Origin of the sequence: Aquabacterium sp. A7-Y (assembly GCF_026153205.1) — a bacterium.
GTDB lineage: Bacteria > Pseudomonadota > Gammaproteobacteria > Burkholderiales > Burkholderiaceae_C > Caldimonas.
The window spans coordinates 1-22,747 of record NZ_JAPFBW010000013.1; the positions used below are offsets into that span (position 1 = coordinate 1).

The window sequence follows — 22,747 nt, forward strand, 5'->3', positions numbered from 1 at the left end:
CGAATGCAGACGGTCCACAGCCTTCCCCTTTGTTGCGGTTTCCGAAACGATTCATTGTAGCCAGGCCCGTTTTTCCGCCAAGGGTTAACACCTAAAGTTCATCCCATCGATGAGCACAAACGACCAACGGTTGCGACTCAGCGAGGGGCCGGGGGCTGATCCTGCCGACCCGGACCTAACCCGCTTGTGAATGGAGCTGAACATGAACGCCAAGAAGACCCTGATCGTTGCCGCGATGACCGCTTTTGCTGCCGCCGGCGCCTTTGCCGGTGAAGCGAACGACTTCGACCAGACCTGGACCCGCGAAGCGCAGTCGCTGAAGACCCGCGCCGAAGTGAAGGCCGAGCTGGCCCAGGCCCGCGCCCAAGGTGAACAACTGGCCGTGTTCAGCGGCGAAGCCACCGTGCTGCCCGCGCAGGCTGCTACCGCCACCGCCCGCACCCGCGAGGACGTGAAGCAGGAAACCGCCAGCTTCCTGCGCACCCAGCCCAGCGCTGCCCCGATCAACGTCGGCGGCTGAGCTTGAAGGGCGGGCCCAAGCGGCCCGCTGCTGGTGACGACGAAGGAAAAGCCCGCTCCGGCGGGCTTTTTTCATGGCTGCGCCGCGGCGCCCGGCAGGTGGAAGCAGGGCTCAGCCGAGCGCCAACTCGAAGCCGGCCTCGCCCAGCGTGCGGCCGTTCACCAGCACCTCGATGCGGTGCGGCCCGGGGTAGAGCTTGCGGGTCGTGCGCGGCGAGAAGTCCCGTGTGAAGGTGAAGGCCTCAGAGTGGCCCGGTCGCAGCTCGCGCACCTCTCCCTTGAAAACCTTGCGGCGTTGCCCGCCGCGCGCGGCCGCGTAGTGCACCGCGTAATCGACGCAGGCGCGCGTCGTGCCGGGGCAAAGCAGTTGGAAGCTGAAGCCCAGCCGCTCGCCCACGGCGAGCCGCTTGCGGTCGAGGGTCAGCCCTTCGAGGACCACGTCGGGTGCGGGCGCAAAACCCAGCAGGGCCAGCGCCTCGGGGTGCCCCTGCTTGACGAGCGTGCGCAGCCCGCGCTCGACGCTGCGCCGCGCGTGCAGGCTGCCCGCCTCCAGCCAGCCCGCAGCGGTGCGGACGGCCAGCGCGGCGTCCAGCCGGCTGAGGTCGTTGAGGTGGTTGGCCGCTGAACGGCGCACCACCTCGTGCGGGTCCGCCGCGAGGGGGTCGATCAGGGGCACCGTCAGCGCGGGCTCGGCCATCAGGTGGGAGACCCGCCGCGCCCAGGGCAGCAGTGGACGCGAGCCTTCGCTGGCGAGCCGGCGCACATGCCAGTCGGGATGTCGGGACCAGGCCTGCATGCGCCGCAGGGTGCCGACCGGGTCCTGCTCCAGGAAAGGCCGGATCGCGAACTCGCCGCTGAATCGGCAGGTCATGCGCTCCAGCGCATCCAGCGAGGCCTGCGGATCGCCGAGACCGGCCTCGGCGACGAACTGCAGGTGGGACGCATGGCGGAAGACCGCGATGCCCTCGCTCTCGCCGCTGTCCTGCGGCGCCGGCCCCATGGCCCGGTGCAGCACCTGCAGCGCCTCGGGGTAGGACGGCGGCAGGAAATCCACCATCGTGCGGGCCACCCGGCCGACGCGCTCCATCAGGCTGAGCGACTCGAAACCGTCGAGGCAGGCCGCAAGGAAGCCCGCTCGATCGAAGGCGGGGTGAGCCGACAGCAGGCCGTCGGCAATCCCTTCGACGGTGGCGGCATTGAAGCCGTCCTTCAGCAGGGGAGCGGGCGCGGGGGCAGGGGCGGGAGACGGGCTCATGCAGACAAAACAAGGCAGCGCGATCGCCCGAGGCTAACGCAAAGCCCCTGACAAACGCTGTCAGCAGACCGGCTTCAAGCGCACGGCCGCTGGTGCACACTGCGCGCCATGACGTCCCGATCCACGCCCCGCCTCTACGCTCCCTTGCCGCTGGCCGCGGCCACGACCCTGGCACTGCCGCCCGGCCCGGCCCGCCATGTCCAGGTGCTGCGTCTGCAGCCCGGCGACACCCTCACCCTGTTCAACGGCGAAGGCGGCGAATGGCGCGCACGGGTGACCCGCATGGGCCGCAGCGAGGTGGAGGTCGAGGTGCTGGAACCCCTGGCCGTCGAGCGCGAGCTGCCGCTGGAGGTCACGGTGGCGGTCGGCATGCCGGCCAACGAACGCATGGACTGGCTGGTCGAGAAGGCGACCGAGCTGGGGGTGGCCGTGATCCAGCCTTTGGTCTGCGAACGCTCGGTGCTGCGGCTCTCCGGTGAACGGGCCGACAAGAAGGTGGCGCACTGGCAGGGCGTGGCCATCGCGGCCAGCGAGCAGAGCGGGCGCACGCGGGTGCCGCGGGTCGAGCCGGTCCGGTCGCTGCGCGACTGGTGCGCCGGCTTGACCGACGGGCCGGGCCTGCGGGCGGTGCTGAGCCTGCAGGACGCGGTGCCGCTGGCTTCGCTGGGCCGGCCGGCCGGTTCCGCGCTGTTCCTGAGCGGCCCCGAGGGCGGCCTGGCCCCCGCCGAGGAGCAGGCGGCCCGGGACCGTGGCTTGCAGCCGGTCACGCTGGGCCCGCGTGTGCTACGCGCGGAGACGGCACCGTTGGCGGCCCTGGTATGCGTCGGCCTGTCCGTGGGGATTTCCTGACGGCGGGCTCCCGCTTGATCACTTCATGTGCGATCATTCTGCATATCAAATCCACTTTTGATGCACTGGAGGAATATGAAGACCTTCAAATCCTGGCTGGCGCTGGCCGGCCTCGGTCTGGCCCTGGTGGCGCCTTCGGCAGGCGCCGCCGATCTGCTGGATGAAGTGAAGCAGCGCGGCAGCCTGCGTATCGCCCTGGAAGGCAGCTACCCGCCCTTCAACTACCGCGACGAACAGGGTCGCCTGACCGGCTTCGACGTCGAGATCGCGGAGGCCATCGCCACCAAGCTGGGTGTCAAGCCGCAGTTCACGACCACCGAGTGGAGCGGCATCCTGGCCGGCCTGCAGGCCGGCAAGTACGACGTCATCGTCAACCAGGTCGCCGCCACCGAGGCGCGCCGCAAGACCTTCGATTTCAGCGAGCCTTATGTGCTGTCCAGCCCGCAGCTGATCGTGCGCAACAATGAGACGCGCAAGATCCAGGGCCCGGCCGACCTCAAGGGCAAGAAGATCGGCGTCGGCCAGGGCAGCAACTACGCCGACCTGGCCCGCTCCATCGAGGGCGCCGAGGTCAAGGTGTATCCCGGCGCGCCGGAGTACCTGCAGGACCTCGCCACCGGGCGCATCGATGTGGCGCTCAATGACAGCCTGCTGATCCCCTACCTGGCGCAGAAGACCCGGCTCCCGGTGAAGGCCGGTGCGCCGCTGGGGGCCGTCGAGAGCAACGCGATCCCCTTCCGCAAGGGCAGCCCCGCGTTCAAGCAGGCGATCGACAAGGCCTTGGCGGACCTGAAGGCCGACGGCAGTTTCGCGAAGATCTCGACCAAGTGGTTCGGCCGCGACGTCAGCAAGCCGCCCGTCGCGCCCTGATGCGGCTGCGCCCGATCTGATCCGCAGCGTGCCGCCCCTGCCCGGGCGGCACCGGGTGCAGATCCCAACAAGACCCCACCATGGACCTGCTTGCGCTGTTCGAACTGGCCGCCCCGGTGATGTTGCGCGCCACCGGCTACACACTCATCTTCGCGGTTTCGGCGATGGTGCTGGGCTTGGCACTCGGCGCGCTGGTGGCGCTGGTGCGCGTGCTGGAGCTGCCGCTGCTGCGCCAGGCGGCGACGGTCTATGTCAGCGCGATGCGCGGCACGCCGCTGCTGGTGCAGGTGTTTATCGTCTACTACGGGCTGCCGAGCGTCGGCATCGAGTTTTCGCCGCTGACGGCGGGCATCCTGGCGCTGACACTCAACGTCGCGGCCTACCTCTCCGAAAGCCTGCGCGGCGCCGTGACGGGTGTCGGCCGCGGGCAGTGGATGGCCGGCACCAGCCTCGGGCTGACCCACCTGCAGACCCTGCGCCACATCGTCGCGCCGCAGGCCTTGCGCATGGCCGTGCCCAGCCTGAGCAACAGCCTGATCAGCCTGATCAAGGACACCTCGCTGGTCTCGGTGATCGCGGTCACCGAACTGATGCTGGCGACCAAGGAGCTGATCTCGACCACCTTCCAGCCCTTTCCGCTCTACCTCGCCGCGGCCGGCGTCTATTGGCTGCTGAGCCTGTGTTTCGAGCAGGTGCAGCGGCGCCTGGAGAAGCGGCTGGCGTTCCCGCACTGAGGGCAGCGGCGGTGCCGCAGCAAGGACACGACAGGCGCCGCACAATAGAACGCATGAACGCCCCTCGACACGTCCTGACGATCCAGTCGCACGTGGCCTACGGCCATGTCGGCAACGCCGCCGCGGTGTTCCCGCTGCAGCGGCTCGGCCTCAGCCCGGTGGCGATCCACACGGTGCAGTTCTCCAACCACACGGGATACGGCGAGTTCAAAGGCCAGGTCTTCAGCGCACTCCATGTGCTGGAGGTGCTCGACGGCCTGCGTGCCCGCGGCGTGCTGGCGCGCTGCGATGCGGTACTGTCCGGCTACCTGGGCGACGCGGCGATCGGCGAGGCCATTCTGCAGGCGGTGGCAGAGGTCAAGGCGGCGCGCGGCGAGGTGCTCTACTGCTGCGATCCGGTGATGGGCGACGTGGGCCGCGGGCTGTTCGTGCGGCCGGGCATCCCGGAATTCCACCGTGACCGCGCGGTGCCCCAGGCCGACCTGATCACCCCCAACCAGTTCGAGTTCGAACAGCTGATCGGTCGCCCGGTGGTCTCGCGCGACGACGCGGTGACCGCCGCCCGCTCTCTCGGCCCGAAGGCCGTGGTGATCACTTCGCTGCGCACGCCCGACGTGCGGCCCGATACGCTGGAGACCCTGGCCGTCACACGCGAGCAGGCCTGGACCGTCAGCACGCCCTTCGTGCCGCTGACACCGCTGCCCAACGGCATGGGCGACGTGTTCTCGGCCCTGCTGCTCGGCCGGCTGCTGTGCGGCGACGCGCTGCCCGAGGCCCTCTCGCATGCGGTGTCGGTGTTGTACGCGCTGGTGCTGCGCACCCCGGGCGGCTCGCGCGACCTGCCGCTGGTGGCGGAGCAGGCCCAGCTGATCGAGCCGCAGCAGCGTTTCGAGGCGGTGGCCTTCCAGGTGCTCTCGGCGTTGTCCGGCCCCGGCTCGCCGACCGGTCCACTGACCGGCTCGCTGCTCTGACGCTGCCCGAGCCCGTCAGGGCTGCGCTGCCACCACCGCCGCGACCGCCGCGGTGAGCCGCTTGGCATACGGCACGTGCAGGAACTCGTTGGGCCCGTGCGCATTGCTCTTGGGGCCTAGCACGCCGCACACCATCATCTGCGCCTGCGCGAAACTCTCCTGCAGCAGATTCATCAGCGGAATGGTGCCTCCCTGGCCGATGTAGCCGAGCGGCGCGCCGTAGAAGGTGCGCGAGGCGCCCTCCAGCGCCTGCTGCAGCCAGGGTGCCAGGCCGGGCGCATTCCAGCCGGTGGCGCCGTGCTCGGCCTCGAAGGTGACTTTGGCCTGATAGGGCGGGTCCAGCTCCAGCAGGCGCTTGAGCTCCTGCGTCGCCGCGACCGCGTCCACCGGCGGCGGCAGGCGCAGCGAGAGCTTGAAGGCGCTGTAGGGCCGCAGCACATTGCCAGCGTCTTGGAGCGCCGGAAAACCTTCGGTCCCGGTGACGCTGAGGGTGGGGTGCCAGGTGCGGCGCAGCAGCGCCTCGGCGGGATCGGTGGTGGTCGGCAGCACCGACTGCCCCTCGGCGCCGCAGGCCCAGGGATAGGACTTCCACACCTTGTCGCCGAGGATGGCCGCCGCGGCATGTGCCTGCTCGATGCGCTCGGCCGGGATCTCGCAATGGAAGCTGGCGGGCAGCAGGCGGCCGCTCTTGGCGTCCTCCAGGCGATCCAGCACCTGGCGCAGGACCCGGAAGCTCGACGGCACCAGGCCGCTGGCGTCACCCGAGTGCACCCCTTCGGTCAGCACCTCGACCTTCAGCACACCGCTGGCCATGCCGCGCAGCGAGGTGGTGAGCCAGAGCTGGTCGTAGTTGCCGGCGCCGGAATCAAGGCAGACCACCAGCCCCACGTCGCCCAGACGGTCCTGCAGCACCTCGATGTACGCCGGCAGGTCGTAGGAGCCGCTTTCCTCGCAGGTCTCGATCAGGCCCACCACGCGGGGACGGCCGACGCCCTGACGATCGAGCGCCAGCAGCGCGGTGACCGCGGCATAGATCGCGTACCCGTCGTCCGCGCCGCCGCGGCCGTAGAGCTTGCCGTCCTCGTACTTGGGCGTCCAGGGTCCGAGGTCGCTGCGCCAGCCGCTGAACTCGGGCTGCTTGTCGAGGTGACCGTACATCAGCGCGGTCTTGCCGCTGCCGGCACCGGTGGCCGGCACCTCGAAAAAGATCACTGGCGTGCGACCCGGCAGGCGCACCACCTCCAGCTTGAAACCGGCGAGGCGCTTGCCCTCGGCCCAGGCCGCGGCGTTGCGGACCACGCTGTCGATGTGGCCGTTGCGCGCCCAGTCAGGGTCGAAACCGGGTGACTTGGCGGGAATGCGGATGTACTCGGTGAGCGCCGGGACGATCTCGCGGTCCCAGGTCTCGTCGATGAAGGTCTGCAAGGCCGCGGCGTCCGGCTGCGGCGTGGAGGCAAAGCGGTCCGGGGCGTTCATGCGGGGACTCCTGACGATGGTTGGGCGTGGAGCCAGTGTAGGCTGGCCGCCAGACCCTGCATCAGCGGGGGAATCGCGTGTCCAGCCAGGACTCGACCGCCTCGAAGACAGCCGCCTGGTCGGGCTCGTTGAGCAATTCGTGGAACATCTCGGGGAAACACCGGGCCTGCACCTGCGCGGCCGGCGCACGCCGCGCAAAAGCCTCGCTGCCCGCAGGCCGCACCAGACGGTCGCAGCCCGCCCACAGCAGCAGCGTCGGCACACGCCAGCCGGCCGCCCGCTGCAGCACGTAGGCGCCCCCGTCGACGATAAAACGCACCAGCCGCGCCGTGACCCGGTCGTGCACCAGCGGGTCGGCCCGGTAGGCGGCCACCACGGCGGCGTCGCGTGAGACGCCGGTGGGATCGAGGCCGTTGCCCATCGGGAGGTTGCGTGCCAGCACATGCGCGACGGTCAACAGCGCCCGCGTGAAGACCGACAGTCCACTGTCCAGGGCCGGTGAGCTGAGGACGAGCCCGTCCACCGGGCGCAGCCCCTCGGCCACAAAACGCGCCGTGACGAGGCCGCCCATGCTGTGGCCCAGCAGCACCCAGGGCCCGCCGTGCTCGGCGCGCAGGGCGTCGAGCACGCACGCCAGGTCGGTGAGCAGGTCGTCGGGACGCGCCAGCCGGCCGCGCCCGCCTTCGGACTGGCCGTGGCCCCGGTGATCGTAGGCAAACACACGCAGACCCGCGTCGCGAAGGCGGCGGCCCACATGCTCGTAGCGGCCGCTGTGCTCGCCCAGGCCGTGCACGATCAGCAGGTTGGCACGCGTCGTCCCCTCGGGCTCCGGCCAGCGCCGCAGCGCCAGGCGGGTACCGTCGCAGGCCGCGAGGCCCGACAGCGTCAAAGTGGATGGAGCGCTGTCGACCTTGGGCGCGGAGGCAGCGGCAGGAGAGGGGGCAAAAACGGCACTCATGGTCGGCGCAGTGTACGCAGCGGCTTCGTTTCGCGCCATCGGGTCAGCCTGGGGGCCGCCAGCCCAGGCCCAGACGGGTGCCATCCGGCACGGCGCCCAGGCGCGGCCGGTATTCGCAGCCCACCCAGCCGGGATAACCGAGCGAGTCGATCAGCTCGAACAGGTAAGCGTAGTTCAATTCCCCGACGTCGGGCTCGTGACGCTCGGGAACCCCGGCGATCTGCAGGTGGGCGACCCGGCCACCGGGCAGGTAATGCCGCAGCTTGGTCGCGAGGTCGCCCTCGACGATCTGGCAGTGGTAGAGGTCCATCTGGACCGCCAGGTGCGGCGAACCGACCTGCGCCAGGACCTGGTGGGCCTGGTCCTGGCGCGTGAGCAGATAGCCGGGCATGTCGCGCGGGTTGATGGGCTCGATGCTCAGCCGCCGACCACAGGCGCCCGCCTGGGCGGCCGCCCAGGCGAGGTTGTCGACATAGGTGTCGTGCAGCTCGGCGGATTCGACGCCGGCCGGCACCCGGCCGGCCATCACATGGATGAGCGGGCAGGACAGCGCCTCGGCACATTCCAGCGCCTGGACGATGCCCCGGCGGAACTCGTCTTGCCGGCCCGGCAGGCAGGCCAGGCCGCGCTCGCCGCGCGTCCAATCGCCGGGCGGCGCGTTGAACAGCACCTGCTGCAGCCCCGCATCGCGGCGTCGCGCAGCGGTCTCGGCAAGATCGTGTTCGTAGGGAAACAGGAACTCCACTCCTTTGAAGCCATCGCGCGCGGCCGCGGCAAAACGATCCAGGAAGGGCAGCTCGGTGTAGAGCAGAGACAGGTTGGCAGCAAAGCGCGGCATCGGTGAAGAAGGGAAAGCAAAGAGGAAAGGAATGCGAACGGCGGATAGGAATGGCAATCCTGGTCCGGTGCGAAGGCCCCGGCAGGCCGCTACGGCAGGGTTCCGAGAGACAGCGAAAAAGGCGGGAAAACAGCCCCCGGAGCCAGCTCCGAGGGTTGGCACGGCGATTGCTGCTGTGTTCTCAGTGGTTTATGGCGCCCCGGACGTATACCGGCCCGCTCCTCCCTCTCCGACCCTCCCTCACCTAGCTTGGGCGGTCCGGGTTCGGGGCGCCTTTTGTCTGCGGACCTCCTCGGCTCGGTGAGCCGAGGGGCAGTCCTTGCGGCAATACGGGCAAAACTTGCCGCCCGGATTGTCCCGCGCCGGCTTTTTCCCGCTCAAAGCCCCGGTTCCCGGCCCTGGATGTGACTCCTGCGGCTGGCGTTCCTGCTTGCGCTGTCCTTTCGTTCATCTTCGCGGCCTGGGCCCCGGTGTGTCAAGCCTTAACCCGACCCAGGCATCGTGGCCGCGACCGACACCTTCCAGGCCCCTTCCAGCGCCTCGGTCCGGAACGACACTGGCAAGAACTGCTGTATCACGCGGAAATTTGTACGGGAATGCTCGGTGATTTCGCTGCTCGTGTAGTGGCCCTCGCCGGCCAGCGCGACCAGCAGAGCGAGCTGGTCGCACAGGTGCGGACCGACCGCGGCCGTGCTGTCCCGATAGGGGCGCATCTCGGCCAGCAGGCGCTGCGCGACCTCCTCGGCCGAACGGCCACGCTCGCCGAACTCGGTGAAAACTTCGGTGACATGCTCGAACCCCAGCGTGGCCATCAAGACATTACCCGGGCCCTCGTTCTGGCGCATGGCCGGCGTGCGAAGCTGCTCGCCGCTCCAGGACAACACGCGACCCAGCACCTCGAGCTCGCGCTGCGCCACGCTGCGCGGCACGCCGGCCACCAGGCTTTCGGCATAGGCTTCGCGCAACTCGCCCCGCTCGCTCAGGTGCAAAGGCCGCAGCCCGCCGGATTGCGGGACGACGTGGGCCGTGACCTCGCCGCCACCGGCCGGGTAGAAGCCGTGGCGACGCAGCGACAGCTCCACCTCGCCGCCCATGCGCCGCAGCAGCGGCAGCCAGGCGCGCTCGAGGAAGTGGAAAGGCGGCGCCATCGGGTTGTGGGTGCCGCCGGAAAGCTCGATGCGGCTCGGGGCGTCCGCGAACAGCAGGGGCGGCAGCACCGTCTGCAGCACCAGCGTGCAGCTGCCGGCACTCGAAATGGCGAACCGGTAGTCGCCTGCCTTCACCGGGCCCGGTGTGAAGGCGAGCTGCTGCGAACCGAGCTCCGCGCCCTCCACCTCGGCGCCGCTGATCGCGGCGGCCGCCTGTACGCACACCAGGTGCTGCCGCATCAGGCCAGGCTTGGCGCGGCGGGCGCGGATGTTCTCGATGCGCAGCGGACGGCCCGTCAGCATCGACAAAGCCAGCGAGGTGCGCAGGATCTGGCCGCCCCCCTCGCCTTGCGAGCCGTCCAGGCTCACGGCCTTGATGTTGTTCTTGTCGCCCATGCTCATCCCTTCACGCACACCACCTGCTTGAGCGTGTGCACCACGTCCACCAGGTCGCGCTGTGCCTCCATCACCGCATCGATGTCCTTGTAGGCCATCGGGATCTCGTCGATCACGTCCTTGTCCTTGCGGCACTCGACGCCTTCGGTGGCGGCACGCTGGTCGGCCAGCGTGAAGCGGCGCTTGGCCTCGCCACGGCTCATCGTGCGGCCGGCTCCGTGCGAGCAGCTTTCGAAGCTCTCCGGGTTGCCCTTGCCGCGCACGATGTAGCTGCGCGCGCCCATGCTGCCCGGGATGATGCCCAGCTCGCCCTTCTTGGCGCTCACGGCACCCTTGCGGGTCACGTACACGTCCGCGCCAAAGTGGCGCTCCTTCTGCACATAGTTGTGGTGGCAGTTCACCGCCTCGATGTGGCTCTGGAAGTTCTTGCGGATCACGGTCTTGGCGGCCTCGATCACGCGGCGCATCATCACCTCGCGGTTGAGCTGCGCGAACTTCTGCGCCCAGCCGACGGCCCGCACGTAGTCACCGAAGTAGCGCGAGCCTTCCTCGAAGTAGGCCAGGTCGCGGTCGGGCAGGTTGGCCTCGTGGCGCATCGCGTCCTGCTTGGCCAGCTCGATGAACATGGTGCCGATCGCGTTGCCGACGCCGCGCGAGCCCGAGTGCAGCATGAACCACACGAAACCCTCCTCGTCCAGGCAGACCTCGATGAAGTGGTTGCCGGTACCCAGGGTGCCGAGGTGGTTGCGATGGTTGGTCTTCTCCAGCTTCGGGTAGTCGCGGCACAGCTCGGTGAACTCGGGCTCCAGTTGCGCCCAGGCGGTGTCCACCGCGCCGGGCACCTTGTGCCACGCGCCGGGATCACGCGCGCCCGGCGAGCGTCCGTGCGGCACCGCGCGCTCGATCGCCGAACGCAGCGGACCGAGGTTGTCGGGCAGGTCCGAGGCCGCGAGGGTGGTCTTGGCCGCGATCATGCCGCAGCCGATGTCCACACCCACCGCGGCCGGGATGATGGCCTTGAGGGTCGGGATCACCGAGCCCACCGTCGCGCCGATGCCCAGGTGCACGTCCGGCATGGCCGCGATGTGCTTGAACACGACCGGCAGGCGCGCGGCATTGGCGAGCTGGCGCTTGGCATCGTCCTCGACCGGGACGCCGTGCGTCCACATCTTCACCGGCACGCCACCGGGCACTTCTTCGATGTTGTAGTTCTGTTCGTTCATGGCTCACTCCTTATTCCTGCAGCTGTGGAGCTGCTGCGAGAAGAATTGCACGGGCCATGCCAGGCGTCGCCGACGCCCTCACAACACGTCGCAAGACGTTGATCCTAAAGGACTTTTTTCTCGATCTCCGGCAAAGTCCTGGCGTCCTGTCCTGCCTGCTTCCTCAAGAGAACTAGAATCAAAGCGAGCCAACTAGCCCACAGGATCATGAAGAAGAAGGTCGTCCTCGGCTTCCTCGGCACCCAGCTGGACGGCGGCAACGGCGCCGGGCGCTGGGAGAAATGGCGCCCCACGGTCTCGCTGGTGCAGCACGCGGACTTCGTGGTCGACCGGCTGGAGCTCCTGTACACGCCGCGACACGAGGAACTGGCGCACAGCCTCACGGCCGACATCATGAGCGTCTCGCCCGAGACGAAGGTGCGCCCGGTCCGGCTCGACCTCGACGACCCGTGGGACTTCGGCGAGGTCTACGGCGCCTTGTTCGACTGGGCGCGCGGCTATGCCTTCCAACCCGAGCGGGAGGAGTACTGGGCCCACATCACCACCGGCACCCATGTCGCGCAGATCTGCCTGTTCCTGCTGGTGGAGGCGCGCTACATCCCCGGCGTGCTGCTGCAGAGCGCACCGCCGAAGCGCCAGCATGCGGGTGACCCGGGCAGCTACACCCTGATCGACCTCGACTTGTCACGCTACGACGCGCTGGCACAGCGTTTCGAGCGCGAGCAGCGCGACGCGGTGAGCTTCCTGAAATCCGGCATCGCCACGCGCAACCCGCACTTCAATGCCCTGGTGGAGGAGATCGAGCGGGTGGCGGTGCGCTCGCGCGCGCCCCTGCTGCTCACGGGGCCGACCGGCGCCGGCAAGTCGCTGCTGGCGCGCCGCATGTACGAGCTGAAGAAGGCACGCCACCAGGTCCGCGGGCCCTTTGTCGAGGTCAATTGCGCCACCCTGCGCGGCGACGGCGCGGCCTCCGCCCTGTTCGGCCACCGGCGCGGCGCCTTCACGGGCGCCGCGGCCGACCGCGCCGGCCTGTTGCGCAGCGCCGACCAGGGGGTGCTGTTCCTGGACGAGATCGGCGAGCTGGGGCTGGACGAGCAGGCCATGCTGCTGAAGGCGATCGAGGAAAAGCGCTTCTACCCGGTGGGCGCCGATCGCGAAGTGGAGAGCGACTTCCAGCTGGTGGCGGGCACCAACTGCGACCTGCGCGAAGCAGTGGCGGCGGGCCGCTTCCGCGACGATCTGTTCGCCCGCATCAACCTCTGGAGCTACCAGCTGCCCGGACTGGCCCAGCGCACCGAGGACATCGAACCCAACCTGGACTTCCTGCTCGAGCAGGCGGCGCGCGACCTGGGCCGCCTGGTGCGCTTCAGCGCCGAGGCCAAGGCGCGCTACCTGGCTTTCGCACAGTCGCGCGAGGCGGTGTGGCGCGGCAACTTCCGCGACCTGGCAGCCTCCGTGACCCGCCTGGCGACCCTGGCGGACAGCGGGCGCATCGCCGTCGCGCTGGTGGAGGCGGAAATCGCCCGGCTGAGCTGGCTGTGGCAACGCGAGGACGGTCACAGCGAGAGCATGGCGCCGGCCGCCGCGGAGGAAGTGCTGGACGGACTGCTCGATGCCGCCGCACTGCAGCAGATGGACCTGTTCGACCGCCTGCAGCTGGCCCAGGTGGTGGCGGTATGCCGCAGCTCGCGCAGCCTGTCGGACGCGGGGCGGCGGCTCTTCAACGTCAGCCGCGGGCAGCGCCGGGTGGTCAACGATGCCGACCGCTTGCGGAAATACCTGGCGCGCTGGGGGCTGGGCTGGGATAGTCTGTAGGCAGGCGCTCGACCTGCGGAGGGGAGGCGTCGACAGCGGCCGCGGTAGGCCGCGGCAGCGGTTTCGGGGCACGCTTCCTCGATTCCTACACGCGGGCTCGCGGCCTCCGACAGACACTTCGCCTCCGTCCGGTGACGCTCACAGCGCCCCGGCCGCGCTTTGGTGGCCACTCTGGATGCGGAGGTCTGTCATGTCTTGCCGACTGCCTTCTCCTCAGGCTGCTCGCCGCGCTGAGCCCTGCCCGCGTTCTCCGCAGCCGCTGTCGCCCCGACCGCGATGCCGTGCGCCCTGCACCGTTTTGCTGGCAGCGGTCCTGCTGGCCAGCGGCGCGGCGGCCGACGACACCCCGGCGGAAGGCGAAGCGCTGGCCCTGGCGGCCCCGCTGCCGAGCGGCGATCGGGCCGCCGAAGCCGCCGCGGCGGCTTTGCCGCCCGGGCCGCTGAAGGAGCCCGAAACCGCAGCCACGGCGGGCACAGCAAGCGCACCGAGCGCTGCACTGCAGAGCGCACTTTCCGCAACGCCGGGCCGCATCGGCCCCCTGGCTGCCTACCGCGCCGCGCCGATGGGCGGCGTGCCGCCGGCGCCCGGCTTGACGGCGGGCGGCGAGGGCACCGCTGTCGCTCCGGCCTGGCAGCCGCCGCCGGGTTACTGGGGCGCCCATGCCAACCAGTGGGAGCGCGCCCGCGAGCAGTTCGAGTGGGCCCCGTCGCCGAGCGCCCGCTGGGGCATTGCCCGCGGCGGGCTGCGGCTGAGGTTCGACGACCACTCCAGCCTGTCGCTGCGCATCCGCCGCAACGGCGTGGGCGCCTACTGGCGCGCGAGATTCTGAAGTGCTAGCGGGGTGTCCCGCAGAGACGTGGCACAACTGGGTGCCAAAGAGGACCGGCTGCGAAGTTCTGCCGAAAACGGTCGCAGGCTAGGCGCGGCGCGGAATCGGGCGGGGCCGCCCGATGAGCACCGCAACGACGCATGCGGCCGTTTCTCGGCAGGACTTCTGCCCCGTCTCTGCGGGACACCCCACTAGCCGCGCGTGAACTTGAACACCGCGACGCTGGCCAGCAGGTTGGGCCGCAGCCGCACCGGCCGGCCCTGGCGGATGCCGAAGCTGTCCAGCACCTGCAAGCCGTTCTTGCGCGCCAGCACCTCGAAGTCGGCATACGTGCCGACACGGATGTTGGGCGTGTTGTACCACTCGTACGGCAGCGCCTTGGTCACCGGCATGCGGCCCGACATCACCCGCAGGCGGTTGGGCCAGTGGGCGAAGTTGGGAAAGCTGACGATGCCGATGCGCCCGACCCGCGCGGTCTCGCGCAGCATGGACTCGGTGTTGCGCAGATGCTGCAGGGTGTCGAGCTGCAGCACCACGTCGAAGCTCTGGTCCTCGAAGATCGCCAGCCCCTCTTCGAGGTTGAGCTGGATCACGTTGACGCCGCGCTCGGTACAGGCCAGCACGTTGGCGTCGTCGATCTCGATGCCGTAGCCGCTGCACTGCCGGTGGTCGCGCAGGTGCGCCAGCAGCTCGCCGCGACCGCAGCCGAGGTCGAGCACGCGGGAGCCCGGCGGCACCAGACTCGCGATCAGCTCCAGGTCCTTCCTTTCGCTCATACCCCGACCTCCTTCGCGATGCGGTCGAAATACGCCCGCAGCACGCCGTGGTAGCGCGGGTCGTCGAGCAGGAAGGCATCGTGGCCGTGCGGCGCCTCGATCTCGGCGTAGCTGACGTCGCGCCGGTTGTCGAGCAGGGCCTTGACGATTTCGCGCGAGCGCGCCGGCGAGAAGCGCCAATCGGTCGTGAAGCTGACCAGCAGGAATTTTGCGGTCGCTGCCGCCATCGCGCGGGCCAGGTCGCCGCCGTGCTCGCGGGCCGGGTCGAAATAGTCCAGCGCGCGGGTGATCAACAGGTAGGTGTTGGCGTCGAAGTACTCGCTGAACTTGTCGCCCTGGTAGCGCAAGTAGCTCTCGATCTGGAACTCGATGTCCTGGGTGCTGTAGCCGAGCTCGCCGGCGCGCAGCTCGCGGCCGAACTTCTGCTCCATCACATCGTCGCTGAGGTAGGTGATGTGGCCGATCATGCGAGCCACCCGCAGCCCGCGCCGCGGCAGCACGCCGTGCGCGCCGTAGTGGCCGCCATGGAAGTCCGGATCGGTCACGATGGCGCGCCGCGCCACCTCGTTGAAGGCGATGTTCTGGGCCGACAGGTTGGGCGCGGTGGCCACCGCGATGCAGTGGCGCAAGCGGTCGGGGAACTGCAGCGACCAGCTCAGCGCCTGCATGCCGCCCAGGCTGCCGCCCAGCACGGCCGCCAGGTGGGTGATGCCCAGCCGGTCCAGCAGGCGCGCCTGGGCCTGCACCCAGTCCTCCACCGTCACGACCGGGAAGTCGGCGCCGTAGGCGCGGCCGGTCGCCGGGTTGGTGTGGGTGGGCCCGGTGGAGCCGAAGCAGGAGCCCGGGTTGTTGATGCCGATGACAAAAAACCGCTCGGTGTCCAGCGGCTTGCCGGGGCCCACCAGGTTGTCCCACCAGCCCTCGCTCTTGGGCCGGCCCTCATACGTGCCGGCCACGTGGTGCGAGGCGTTGAGCGCGTGGCAGACCAGCACCGCGTTGCTCTTGTCGGCATTGAGCCGGCCGTAGGTTTCGTAGACCAGTTCGTAGTCGCGCAGCTGCGCGCCGCTGCGCAAGGACAGCGGCTGGTCGAAGGACATGGTCGAAGGGGTGACGTGACCGATGGAACCCATATCACCAAACAACAGAAAACCCGGCGTCACGCTAGAGGTGAGACCGGGTTTCGACCGCCCCCTTTAGCTGTATTTATTAGGCGCCCGCAAGCCGGAACAAATCGGCGCCGGGAGCCAGTATAGCGGGGAGACGCGGGAACGTCAGGCGGCCTGGCCGCCGTCGTCGCCGCCGCCATGGCATTTCTTGTACTTCTTGCCGCTGCCGCAGGGGCAGGGGTCGTTGCGGCCCGGCTCGGGCTGCTTGCGCACCTGCTTGACGGGACGCAAGGACGCCCGCTCGCGCCAGAAGTCGCGCAGATCGTAAACCGCCCACAAGGCGTCGGCCAGGCGCTCGTCGCGGCTCATCTCGCGTTGCTCCGGGGCCAGCTCGTCCTCGTCACTGGCCAGCACCTCGAAGGTCTGCAGGCAGCCGTCGACGAACTCGTTGCCCGGGTCATCCGCCGCCAGCAGCCACTCGTCCTCGAAGGCGTCCACCGCCTGCAGGAAGCCGCTGGCCCAGACGGCACCGAGCGCCGGCACCTCGCCGAAGGCGGCGCGTTCTTCCACGGGCGTGTGCTCGATGACGGCCTCCCAGTCGGTCAGCAGCGGCTGCAGGGCCCGGTCATCGTCGAGGCGCTGCACCGGGGCGTCGATCGCCTGCAGCACGCCCTGCCAGCGGCGCTCGATCAGCGCCAGAACCTCGGCGGCCTGGGCTGCGTCGGCGAAGGGCAGGGGTTCGCCGAGCGCCTGCAGGGCCTGGTCCAGCGGCAGCTGCCGGGGGCCGCAAGCCAGCGCGGCCAGGAAACCGTCGAGTTGTTCCAGGTCGGGCACCATCTCGCTGCGCTCGCTGAGCTCGGTCAGCAGGGCATCAAGTTGGTCCAGGTCGTCATCGGTCAGGGCGGTCGGGGCGTTTTTCATCACAACTTCCAGCGGGGAATTCCGGATTGTCGCAGCCGCCGGCCGTCGCCACGGCAAGCTCCGCCTTTGCCCCGGGCGGCCGCCCGGCACGACAGCGACGCGCTGGCAAGGGGCGGCCATGCCCCCATCCGTGGGGATGCGTCCCATAATGGCCTGAACTACGATGCCGCGACTTCTGGAAAAAGCCGCTGATGTGCCGCCCGTGTTGACCGTCTACCTCGTCGAGGACGACCCCCTGCTCGCCCGGCACGTGCTGGATGCCTTGGCTCGCGCCGATGGCATTCACTGCGTCGGCCACGCCGACCGGCTGGCCCAGGCGAGGGCCGAGCTGCCGAGGTGCCGGCCGCAGGTGCTGCTGTCCGACCTCGGTCTGCCCGACGGCGACGGCACCGAGCTGATCCGCGAGCTGGACAGCTCGCCGCCCTCCTGGCATCCGCACATCCTCGTTTACTCGGTGTTCGGCGATGAAAGCCGAGTGATCCACGCGATCGAGGCCGGCGCCGACGGCTATTTCCTCAAGGGCTGCTCCGACCCGGAGCTGATCCACGCCGTCCAGGGCGCCTCGCACGGCGAGTCGCCGATCTCCCCCGCGATCGCCCGCTACCTGCTCAAGCGCTTCGCGTCCGCCGACGCCGGGCGCGTGCTGACCACCCAGGAGCAGGCGGTGCTCAAGCTGGTCGCGCAGGGTTATGTCGCCGAGGAGGTGGCCGAGCGCCTGGGCTTGAGCCCCCACGTGGTCGCCACCCATGTGCGCGGCATCTACGCCAAGCTGCAGACGATGCACCGCGTGCCGGTGACGTCCCTGTCCGACTGATGGCGGCTCGCGGCTGGCTGCAGCGCCGCGTCCTGGCCCTGCCGGTCGGGCTGTGCCTGCTGGCGTTGCTGGCCCTGCTGCAACCGGCCGCCGCTGCCGAGGCGGTACGGGTGCAACGGGCCTGGATCACCGACCACAGCGCCGGCGCCGCCGCACCCGAGCGCGAAGTGCGCCTGCCCGATGCCTGGGAGCACACTGCGCCGGCTCGCAACGGCCGCGTCAGCTATCGCCTGGACCTGCCCGACGCGGCGCTGCAGGTCGAGCGCCCGGCCCTGTTCGCGCGGCGCATCGGCAACGTCTTCCGCATCCGCCTGAACGGTCACTCGGTGGTGGAAGTCGGCAGCGAGCAGCGGCCGCTGTCCAATTACAGCCAGGAACCGCAGTTCGTGCGCCTGCCGAAGGCGCTGGTCCGGCCCGCGGGCAATGTGCTGGTGATCGAGGTCATCGGCGAGCCGCGCCGCGAAGCCGGCCTGTCCAGCCTCTGGGTCGGCCACGAGCGCGAGCTGGAGCGGCTCTACGAGCACGCGCTGGACGTGCAGGTGCGGGGTGGCTGGTTCCTGATCAGCGCCAGCGGCACGATGGGTGTGCTGGGCCTGCTGGTGGCCTGGCGCACCCGGCAGTCGATGTACAGCTGGTTCGCCGCCGCCAACCTGGTGTGGGCCTGGCGCATCGGCGCGCTCAACCTGCACCACCCCGGTCCCTGGTCGTGGCTGCTGCACCTGTGTTTCGAACTCTCCTACAGCGTGTTCGTCGCCACCATCGCGATGTTCCTGCTGGCCATGGTGCAGCGCGACCACCTGGTGGGCCGGCGCCTGCTGGGCGCCTACATGGCCGGGGCAGTGCTGCTGTCCGTCGTCAACGCGGCAGCCAACCTGCCGGTGCTGCGCACCCTGCACCTGCTGCTGACCCTGGCCGTGACGACCGGCATGGCCCTCTACCTGGCGCACTACACGGTGCGCGAACGCTCGCGCACCGGCGCGCTGCTGTGCCTCAGCGCGCTCGGGGGCGTGGGCTTCGGCGCGCGCGACTGGATCGTGTTCCGCCTGCAGCACGACTACGAGGCCTATACCTGGGCCCGCTATGCGATCGTGCTGCTGCTGTTCGTGATGGGCTGGCGGCTGGTAGAGGACTACGCCCGCACGCTGCTGCGCCTGCGCGACCTCAACCGGAACCTGCAGGACACGCTGGACAACAAGCAGCGCGAACTGGAGGCCTTGTTCGACGACCGCCGCGACGTCGAACGGCAACAGGCCGCGGGCGCCGAACGCGACCGCATCCTGCGCGAGATGCACGACGGCCTGGGTGGCCGGCTGGTGGGCGCGATCACGCTCGCGCAGCAGCTCGGGACGCCGCCGGGCACCACCACGGCACCCGCACTGCTGCAGGAACTGCGCCTCGCGCTGGACGACTGCCTGGTCGAGCTGCGCCTGTCGCTGGACTCGCTGGAAGCCGAGCAGCGCACGCTGGGCGAGGCCCTGGCCGAGATGCGTTTCCGGGTCGAGCCCTCGTTGCGCGCCGCCGGCATCCGGCTGGTGTGGAGTGTCGACGACGCGGCGATGGACACCGAGCTGTGCCCCGGCGAAACCCTGCAGGTGCTGCGTATCGTGCGCGAGGCCTTCACCAACATCATCAAGCACGCCCAGGCGAGCGTGGTGCGGCTGAGCCTGGAGCAGCGCGACGGGCAGCTCAGCTTGAGCGTGCTCGACAACGGCCTGCTGCAGCGCTCCACCCCCGGGGCGCGCCAGCCCATCGCGATGCCCAGCGGCAAGCGCGGCCTCAGCAACATGAAAAAGCGCGCCGACAGCCTGGGCGCGCGCATCGACATCGGCCCGCACCCCGAGGGCTGGTGCGTGCGGCTGCAACTGCCGAAGCGAGCGCAGGCGATGCCCGGCTCCTGAAACGGGCGCGCCGCACGAGCGCGGCGCGAACCGGGCCGCAGCGCGTCAGGCCGTCGGCGGCACGGTGTCGATGAAACTCTGGCGCTGCGAGAGCTTGTCGTGCAGGCGGGCCAGGTTGGGGTAGTCGCGCCGCCAGTCGATGTTCGGAAAGCGGAAGTCGAGATAGCCGAGCGCACAGCCGACCGCGACGTCGGCCAGTGTGAAGTGGATGCCGGCGCACCAATTGCGGTCGCCGAGGCCCTGGCTCATGGCCTTGACGCTGGCATGCACCTTGTGCATCTGCCAGTCGACCCAGGCGGCGCTGCGCTGCAGCTCGGTGCGGCCGCGCCAGGTCTGCTCCAGGCGGGCCAGGATGCTGGCGTCGAGCAGGCCGTCGGCCAGTGCCTCCCAGGTGCGCACCTCGACGCGCTCGCGGCCGGTGGCCGGGATCATGCGGCCAACCGGGGACAGGGTGTCGAGGTATTCGACGATGACACGCGAATCGAACACCGCCTCGCCGCCCTCCATCACCAGACAGGGCACCTTGCCGAGCGGGTTGGAGTCGCGGATGGCGCTGCCCGCGGACCAGACGTCCTCGAGTTCGAGCTTGTAATCGAGCTTCTTTTCAGCCATCACAATGCGCACCTTGCGCACGTAAGGGCTGGTCAGCGATCCAATCAGTTTCATGATGTGACGCGATGGTGTGTCGCCGATTCTAGGGTCTGTCCCCGCAAAGAGGGGTGTCCGAGACACCACACACAGGCCCTCCGGGGCAGTAGGCGGTGATACAGTGTTTGCAAAAAACAGGCCTTCGGAGAGTGGCCGCCGCAACATGAATACAACATCCCTGCTTGACCCGGCGAGGCCGGTAGAGTCGCCCGCCCCGAGCGGGCTGAGCCGCCCGGCACCCGCCTGGAGCAGCGGAGTGGTCGACAGCGGCGGCATCACCGGCATGGTGAGCTCGATCGATGCGGACCCGCCTCGCAACAGCGTCTTCTCGCGGCTGCTGCATCCGCGCCAGGCGCACCACATCCCGGTCGAGTTCACCGCCAGCGGCAGCGAGTACTTCCGCATCTGGATCGTCAACCTGCTGTTGACCTTCGTCACGCTCGGCTTCTACTACCCCTGGGCCAAGGTGCGCAAGCTGCGCTACTTCTATGCCAACACGCAGATCGCGGGCCAGGGCCTGGATTTCCACGGCCAGCCGCGCAAGATGCTGCGCGGCACCATGCTGGCCGGCGTGCTGTGGGCGCTCTATTCCCAAGCCATGGAGCTGTCGGCGCTGAGCGCGCTGGTGGCCGCGGTGCTGGTCAGCGCGCTGCTGCCGGCGCTGGTGCGCGCGGCGCTGCAGTTCCGCCTCGCCCACACCAGCTGGCGCGGCCTGCGTTTCGCCTTCGCCGGCAACAGCCGCAAGGCCTATGCGGCGATGCTGGCCCCGCTGGTGCTCGGGCTGGTCAGCCTTGCGCTGCTCAGCCACGACCAGGATGTGCAGGCCTCGCAGCTGCTGGGGCTGGACATCGACCAGCAATGGATCAACATCGCCGCCCTGGTCGTGTTCGCCGCGCTGCTGCTGGTGGCTCCCTATTTCTTCTGGCGCCTCAAGAAATACCAGCACGACCACTTCCGCCTGGCCCAGCTGCAGACCGAGTTGCGCCTCGGTGCAGGTCCGGTCTATGGGGTGTTCCTGCGCAGCTTCGGGCTGATGGCGCTGCTGCCGCTGCTGCTCGGCGGCATCGCGCTGCTGGCCTATCCGGGCGCGGGCAAAGACCCGGGCGGCTGGCTGCGGCTGACCATGATGCTTGCCGGAATCGCCTTTCTGGGCGGCATGCTCTATTTCTATGTGGTGGTCTCGCCCTACTTCCAGACACGCATGCAGAACCTCCTCTGGACCAAAACCGGCAACCGCTATCTGCGCCTGCGCAGCGAGCTGCAGTTCAGGCGCTACCTGCTGCTGCAGCTCAAGAACTACCTGCTGGTGACGATCACGCTGGGCCTCTACTGGCCCTGGGCCGCAGTGGCCACCCGGCGCCTGCGGCTGGAAGCCGTCACGCTGGTCTCCCGCATCGATATCGACGAGCTCTACATGGCCCTGCGGCCCCCCAGCGGTGATGCCGCCGCCGACATGGGCGACGAGCTGATGGGCTTCGAGCTCGGCATCTGAAGACGTCGCCTCACATGCCCCAGATGAACAGCGTCTGCGCCATCGCCCTTGACTACTACGACGGCCATTCCGCGCGCGCCTACCGCATCACCGCGCGGCTCAGCGGCGACACCCTGTACCTGCAAGGTGCGGGCGTCGCGCGCTCGGTGCCGGTGCGCGAAGTGCAATGGCCCGAGCGCAGCCGCCACGGCAGGCGGGTGGCCCATCTGCCCGACGGCTCCTCGCTGCACAGCAGCGACGCCGCCGCCTGGGACGCCTGGGCCGAGGCGGGCGGACAGCGCGAAAGCCTGGTCTCACGCACGCAGCGCAGCTGGGCCTGGGTGTTCGGCTGCCTGGTGCTGCTGGCGCTGCTGACGGCCGGTGTCTACCAGTGGGGCCTGCCCTGGGTCGCGCGCGGCGTCGTGCAGCTGGTGCCTGCCAGCGTCGACGCCTCGCTGGGCGAGTCGGCCTACGCCTCGATCCGCTCGGCCCTGCTCGCGCCCAGCGAGCTGCCTGCGACCCAGCAGGCACAGCTGCAGGAAGCCTTCCGCCGCGCGGTGGTCAAGGCCTATCCGCGCGGCGATGCGCCGCCCTGGCGGCTGCATTTCCATCGCAGCAAGATCGGCCCGAACGCACTGGCCCTGCCCGGCGGCACCATCGTGGTCACCGACGAACTGGTGAAGCTGGTCGAGGGTGACGCCGAGGTCATCGTCGGCGTGCTGGCGCACGAGCTGGGCCACGTCGAACACCGCCACGGCATGCGGGCGCTGGTGCAGACCACCCTGCTCGGCGTCGTGTCCAGCATCGCCTTCGGCGACTTCAGCGGCTGGCTGGCGACGGCGCCGGTGATCCTCGGGCAGGCCGGCTATTCGCGTGATGCCGAGCGCGAGGCCGACCGGGCCAGCATCCGGGTGCTGCAAGCTGCCGGGCACTCGCCGATGGCCATGGTGCGGTTTTTCGAGAAGATCCGCCGACCTGCGAAGGCGGACCCGGGCGGCCGCCCCCCGCGGCCGATGACACCAGCCGGGACGATTCGCTGTTGGGCATCGCCTTCGCCAGCCACCCGGCCGACGAGGAGCGCATGCAGCTCTTCCGCAACGCCGCCGCCGCACGGCCCTGAAGCCGGCACGACCGGCCGCAGGGCAGGATGCGGCCGAGGCAGCGTCCTGCCGGGCCCGAGCCGCGCGGGCCTCTAAAATACGGCCCTCCTCCCTCTCCCTGTGTTGAGCCCC

The 22,747-nt window shown here is 69.6% G+C and carries 21 protein-coding genes and 1 riboswitch; of the genes, 11 read left to right on the top strand and 10 right to left on the bottom strand.

Annotated elements, in window-relative coordinates:
- Positions 1-202 precede the first annotated feature (202 nt).
- Complete coding sequence (locus OOT46_RS13385; protein WP_265404108.1) at positions 203-520, top strand: DUF4148 domain-containing protein; 318 nt, start codon at positions 203-205, stop codon at positions 518-520.
- A gap of 111 nt (positions 521-631) precedes the next feature.
- Here the strand turns inward: OOT46_RS13385 and OOT46_RS13390 are convergent, their stop codons facing one another.
- Positions 632-1,774 (bottom strand): hypothetical protein, encoded by a 1,143-nt coding sequence (locus tag OOT46_RS13390; RefSeq protein WP_265404109.1) that lies wholly within the window; start codon positions 1,772-1,774, stop codon positions 632-634.
- 108 nt (positions 1,775-1,882) lie between these two features.
- Here OOT46_RS13390 and OOT46_RS13395 point away from each other — a divergent pair, with 108 nt between their 5' ends.
- From OOT46_RS13395 to pdxY, 4 genes are all read left to right on the top strand, one after another.
- A complete protein-coding gene (locus tag OOT46_RS13395) occupies positions 1,883-2,623 on the top strand; it encodes a 16S rRNA (uracil(1498)-N(3))-methyltransferase (protein WP_265404110.1) in 741 nt (246 codons plus the stop codon).
- Between the two features lie 75 nt (positions 2,624-2,698).
- Positions 2,699-3,493 carry a transporter substrate-binding domain-containing protein gene (locus tag OOT46_RS13400; RefSeq protein WP_265404111.1) on the top strand — a complete coding sequence of 265 codons (795 nt, stop codon included), beginning with the start codon at positions 2,699-2,701 and terminating at the stop codon, positions 3,491-3,493.
- Between the two features lie 80 nt (positions 3,494-3,573).
- Positions 3,574-4,227, top strand: a complete 654-nt coding sequence (locus tag OOT46_RS13405) for an amino acid ABC transporter permease (protein ID WP_265404112.1) — start codon at positions 3,574-3,576, stop codon at positions 4,225-4,227.
- Between the two features lie 53 nt (positions 4,228-4,280).
- Complete coding sequence (pdxY, locus tag OOT46_RS13410) at positions 4,281-5,198, top strand: pyridoxal kinase PdxY (RefSeq protein ID WP_265404113.1); 918 nt, start codon at positions 4,281-4,283, stop codon at positions 5,196-5,198.
- A gap of 15 nt (positions 5,199-5,213) precedes the next feature.
- Here the strand turns inward: pdxY and OOT46_RS13415 are convergent, their stop codons facing one another.
- From OOT46_RS13415 to OOT46_RS13435, 5 genes are all read right to left on the bottom strand, one after another.
- The gene (locus OOT46_RS13415; RefSeq protein ID WP_265404114.1) at positions 5,214-6,674 is read right to left on the bottom strand and encodes a M20 family metallopeptidase; all 1,461 of its coding nucleotides are present in this window, start codon (positions 6,672-6,674) and stop codon (positions 5,214-5,216) included.
- Between the two features lie 61 nt (positions 6,675-6,735).
- Entirely contained in the window at positions 6,736-7,632 is an 897-nt protein-coding gene (locus tag OOT46_RS13420; RefSeq protein ID WP_265404115.1) for an alpha/beta hydrolase, read from the bottom strand.
- Between the two features lie 43 nt (positions 7,633-7,675).
- Positions 7,676-8,470 carry a 2-oxo-tetronate isomerase gene (gene otnI, locus OOT46_RS13425; protein ID WP_265404116.1) on the bottom strand — a complete coding sequence of 265 codons (795 nt, stop codon included), beginning with the start codon at positions 8,468-8,470 and terminating at the stop codon, positions 7,676-7,678.
- Between the two features lie 482 nt (positions 8,471-8,952).
- On the bottom strand, positions 8,953-10,014 hold the full coding sequence (rtcA, locus tag OOT46_RS13430) for an RNA 3'-terminal phosphate cyclase (RefSeq protein WP_265404117.1): 1,062 nt from the start codon (positions 10,012-10,014) through the stop codon (positions 8,953-8,955).
- A gap of 2 nt (positions 10,015-10,016) precedes the next feature.
- The gene (locus OOT46_RS13435; protein ID WP_265404118.1) at positions 10,017-11,237 is read right to left on the bottom strand and encodes an RtcB family protein; all 1,221 of its coding nucleotides are present in this window, start codon (positions 11,235-11,237) and stop codon (positions 10,017-10,019) included.
- 207 nt (positions 11,238-11,444) lie between these two features.
- Here OOT46_RS13435 and rtcR point away from each other — a divergent pair, with 207 nt between their 5' ends.
- A complete protein-coding gene (rtcR, locus tag OOT46_RS13440; protein WP_265404119.1) occupies positions 11,445-13,052 on the top strand; it encodes an RNA repair transcriptional activator RtcR in 1,608 nt (535 codons plus the stop codon).
- Positions 13,053-13,350: 298 nt separating this feature from the next.
- Positions 13,351-13,881, top strand: coding sequence for a hypothetical protein (locus OOT46_RS13445; RefSeq protein WP_265404120.1), 531 nt, complete (start codon positions 13,351-13,353; stop codon positions 13,879-13,881).
- 191 nt (positions 13,882-14,072) lie between these two features.
- Here OOT46_RS13445 and metW read toward each other — a convergent pair whose 3' ends face one another.
- From metW to OOT46_RS13460, 3 genes are all read right to left on the bottom strand, one after another.
- The gene (gene metW, locus OOT46_RS13450) at positions 14,073-14,657 is read right to left on the bottom strand and encodes a methionine biosynthesis protein MetW (RefSeq protein ID WP_265404121.1); all 585 of its coding nucleotides are present in this window, start codon (positions 14,655-14,657) and stop codon (positions 14,073-14,075) included.
- Positions 14,654-15,787, bottom strand: coding sequence for a homoserine O-succinyltransferase MetX (gene metX, locus OOT46_RS13455; RefSeq protein WP_265404122.1), 1,134 nt, complete (start codon positions 15,785-15,787; stop codon positions 14,654-14,656). The genes metW and metX overlap by 4 nt, the downstream gene beginning before the upstream one ends.
- A gap of 42 nt (positions 15,788-15,829) precedes the next feature.
- Positions 15,830-15,905: riboswitch (SAM riboswitch) on the bottom strand.
- Between the two features lie 23 nt (positions 15,906-15,928).
- Positions 15,929-16,684, bottom strand: a complete 756-nt coding sequence (locus OOT46_RS13460) for a UPF0149 family protein (protein WP_265404123.1) — start codon at positions 16,682-16,684, stop codon at positions 15,929-15,931.
- Positions 16,685-16,847: 163 nt separating this feature from the next.
- On the opposite strand from OOT46_RS13460, the gene OOT46_RS13465 reads away from it, so the two are divergent.
- Complete coding sequence (locus tag OOT46_RS13465) at positions 16,848-17,498, top strand: response regulator (RefSeq protein WP_265404124.1); 651 nt, start codon at positions 16,848-16,850, stop codon at positions 17,496-17,498.
- The gene (locus tag OOT46_RS13470; protein ID WP_265404125.1) at positions 17,498-19,396 is read left to right on the top strand and encodes an ATP-binding protein; all 1,899 of its coding nucleotides are present in this window, start codon (positions 17,498-17,500) and stop codon (positions 19,394-19,396) included. The genes OOT46_RS13465 and OOT46_RS13470 overlap by 1 nt, the downstream gene beginning before the upstream one ends.
- A gap of 45 nt (positions 19,397-19,441) precedes the next feature.
- On the opposite strand, the gene OOT46_RS13475 is transcribed toward OOT46_RS13470, so the two are convergent.
- Positions 19,442-20,062, bottom strand: coding sequence for a glutathione S-transferase N-terminal domain-containing protein (locus OOT46_RS13475; RefSeq protein ID WP_265404126.1), 621 nt, complete (start codon positions 20,060-20,062; stop codon positions 19,442-19,444).
- Between the two features lie 145 nt (positions 20,063-20,207).
- Between OOT46_RS13475 and OOT46_RS13480 the strand changes: the two genes are divergently transcribed.
- Together OOT46_RS13480 and OOT46_RS13485 are read left to right on the top strand one after the other, a co-directional pair.
- Positions 20,208-21,536, top strand: coding sequence for a YjgN family protein (locus OOT46_RS13480; protein ID WP_265404127.1), 1,329 nt, complete (start codon positions 20,208-20,210; stop codon positions 21,534-21,536).
- A 23-nt stretch (positions 21,537-21,559) separates the two neighbouring features.
- Entirely contained in the window at positions 21,560-22,711 is a 1,152-nt protein-coding gene (locus OOT46_RS13485; protein ID WP_265404128.1) for a M48 family metallopeptidase, read from the top strand.
- Positions 22,712-22,747 lie beyond the last annotated feature (36 nt).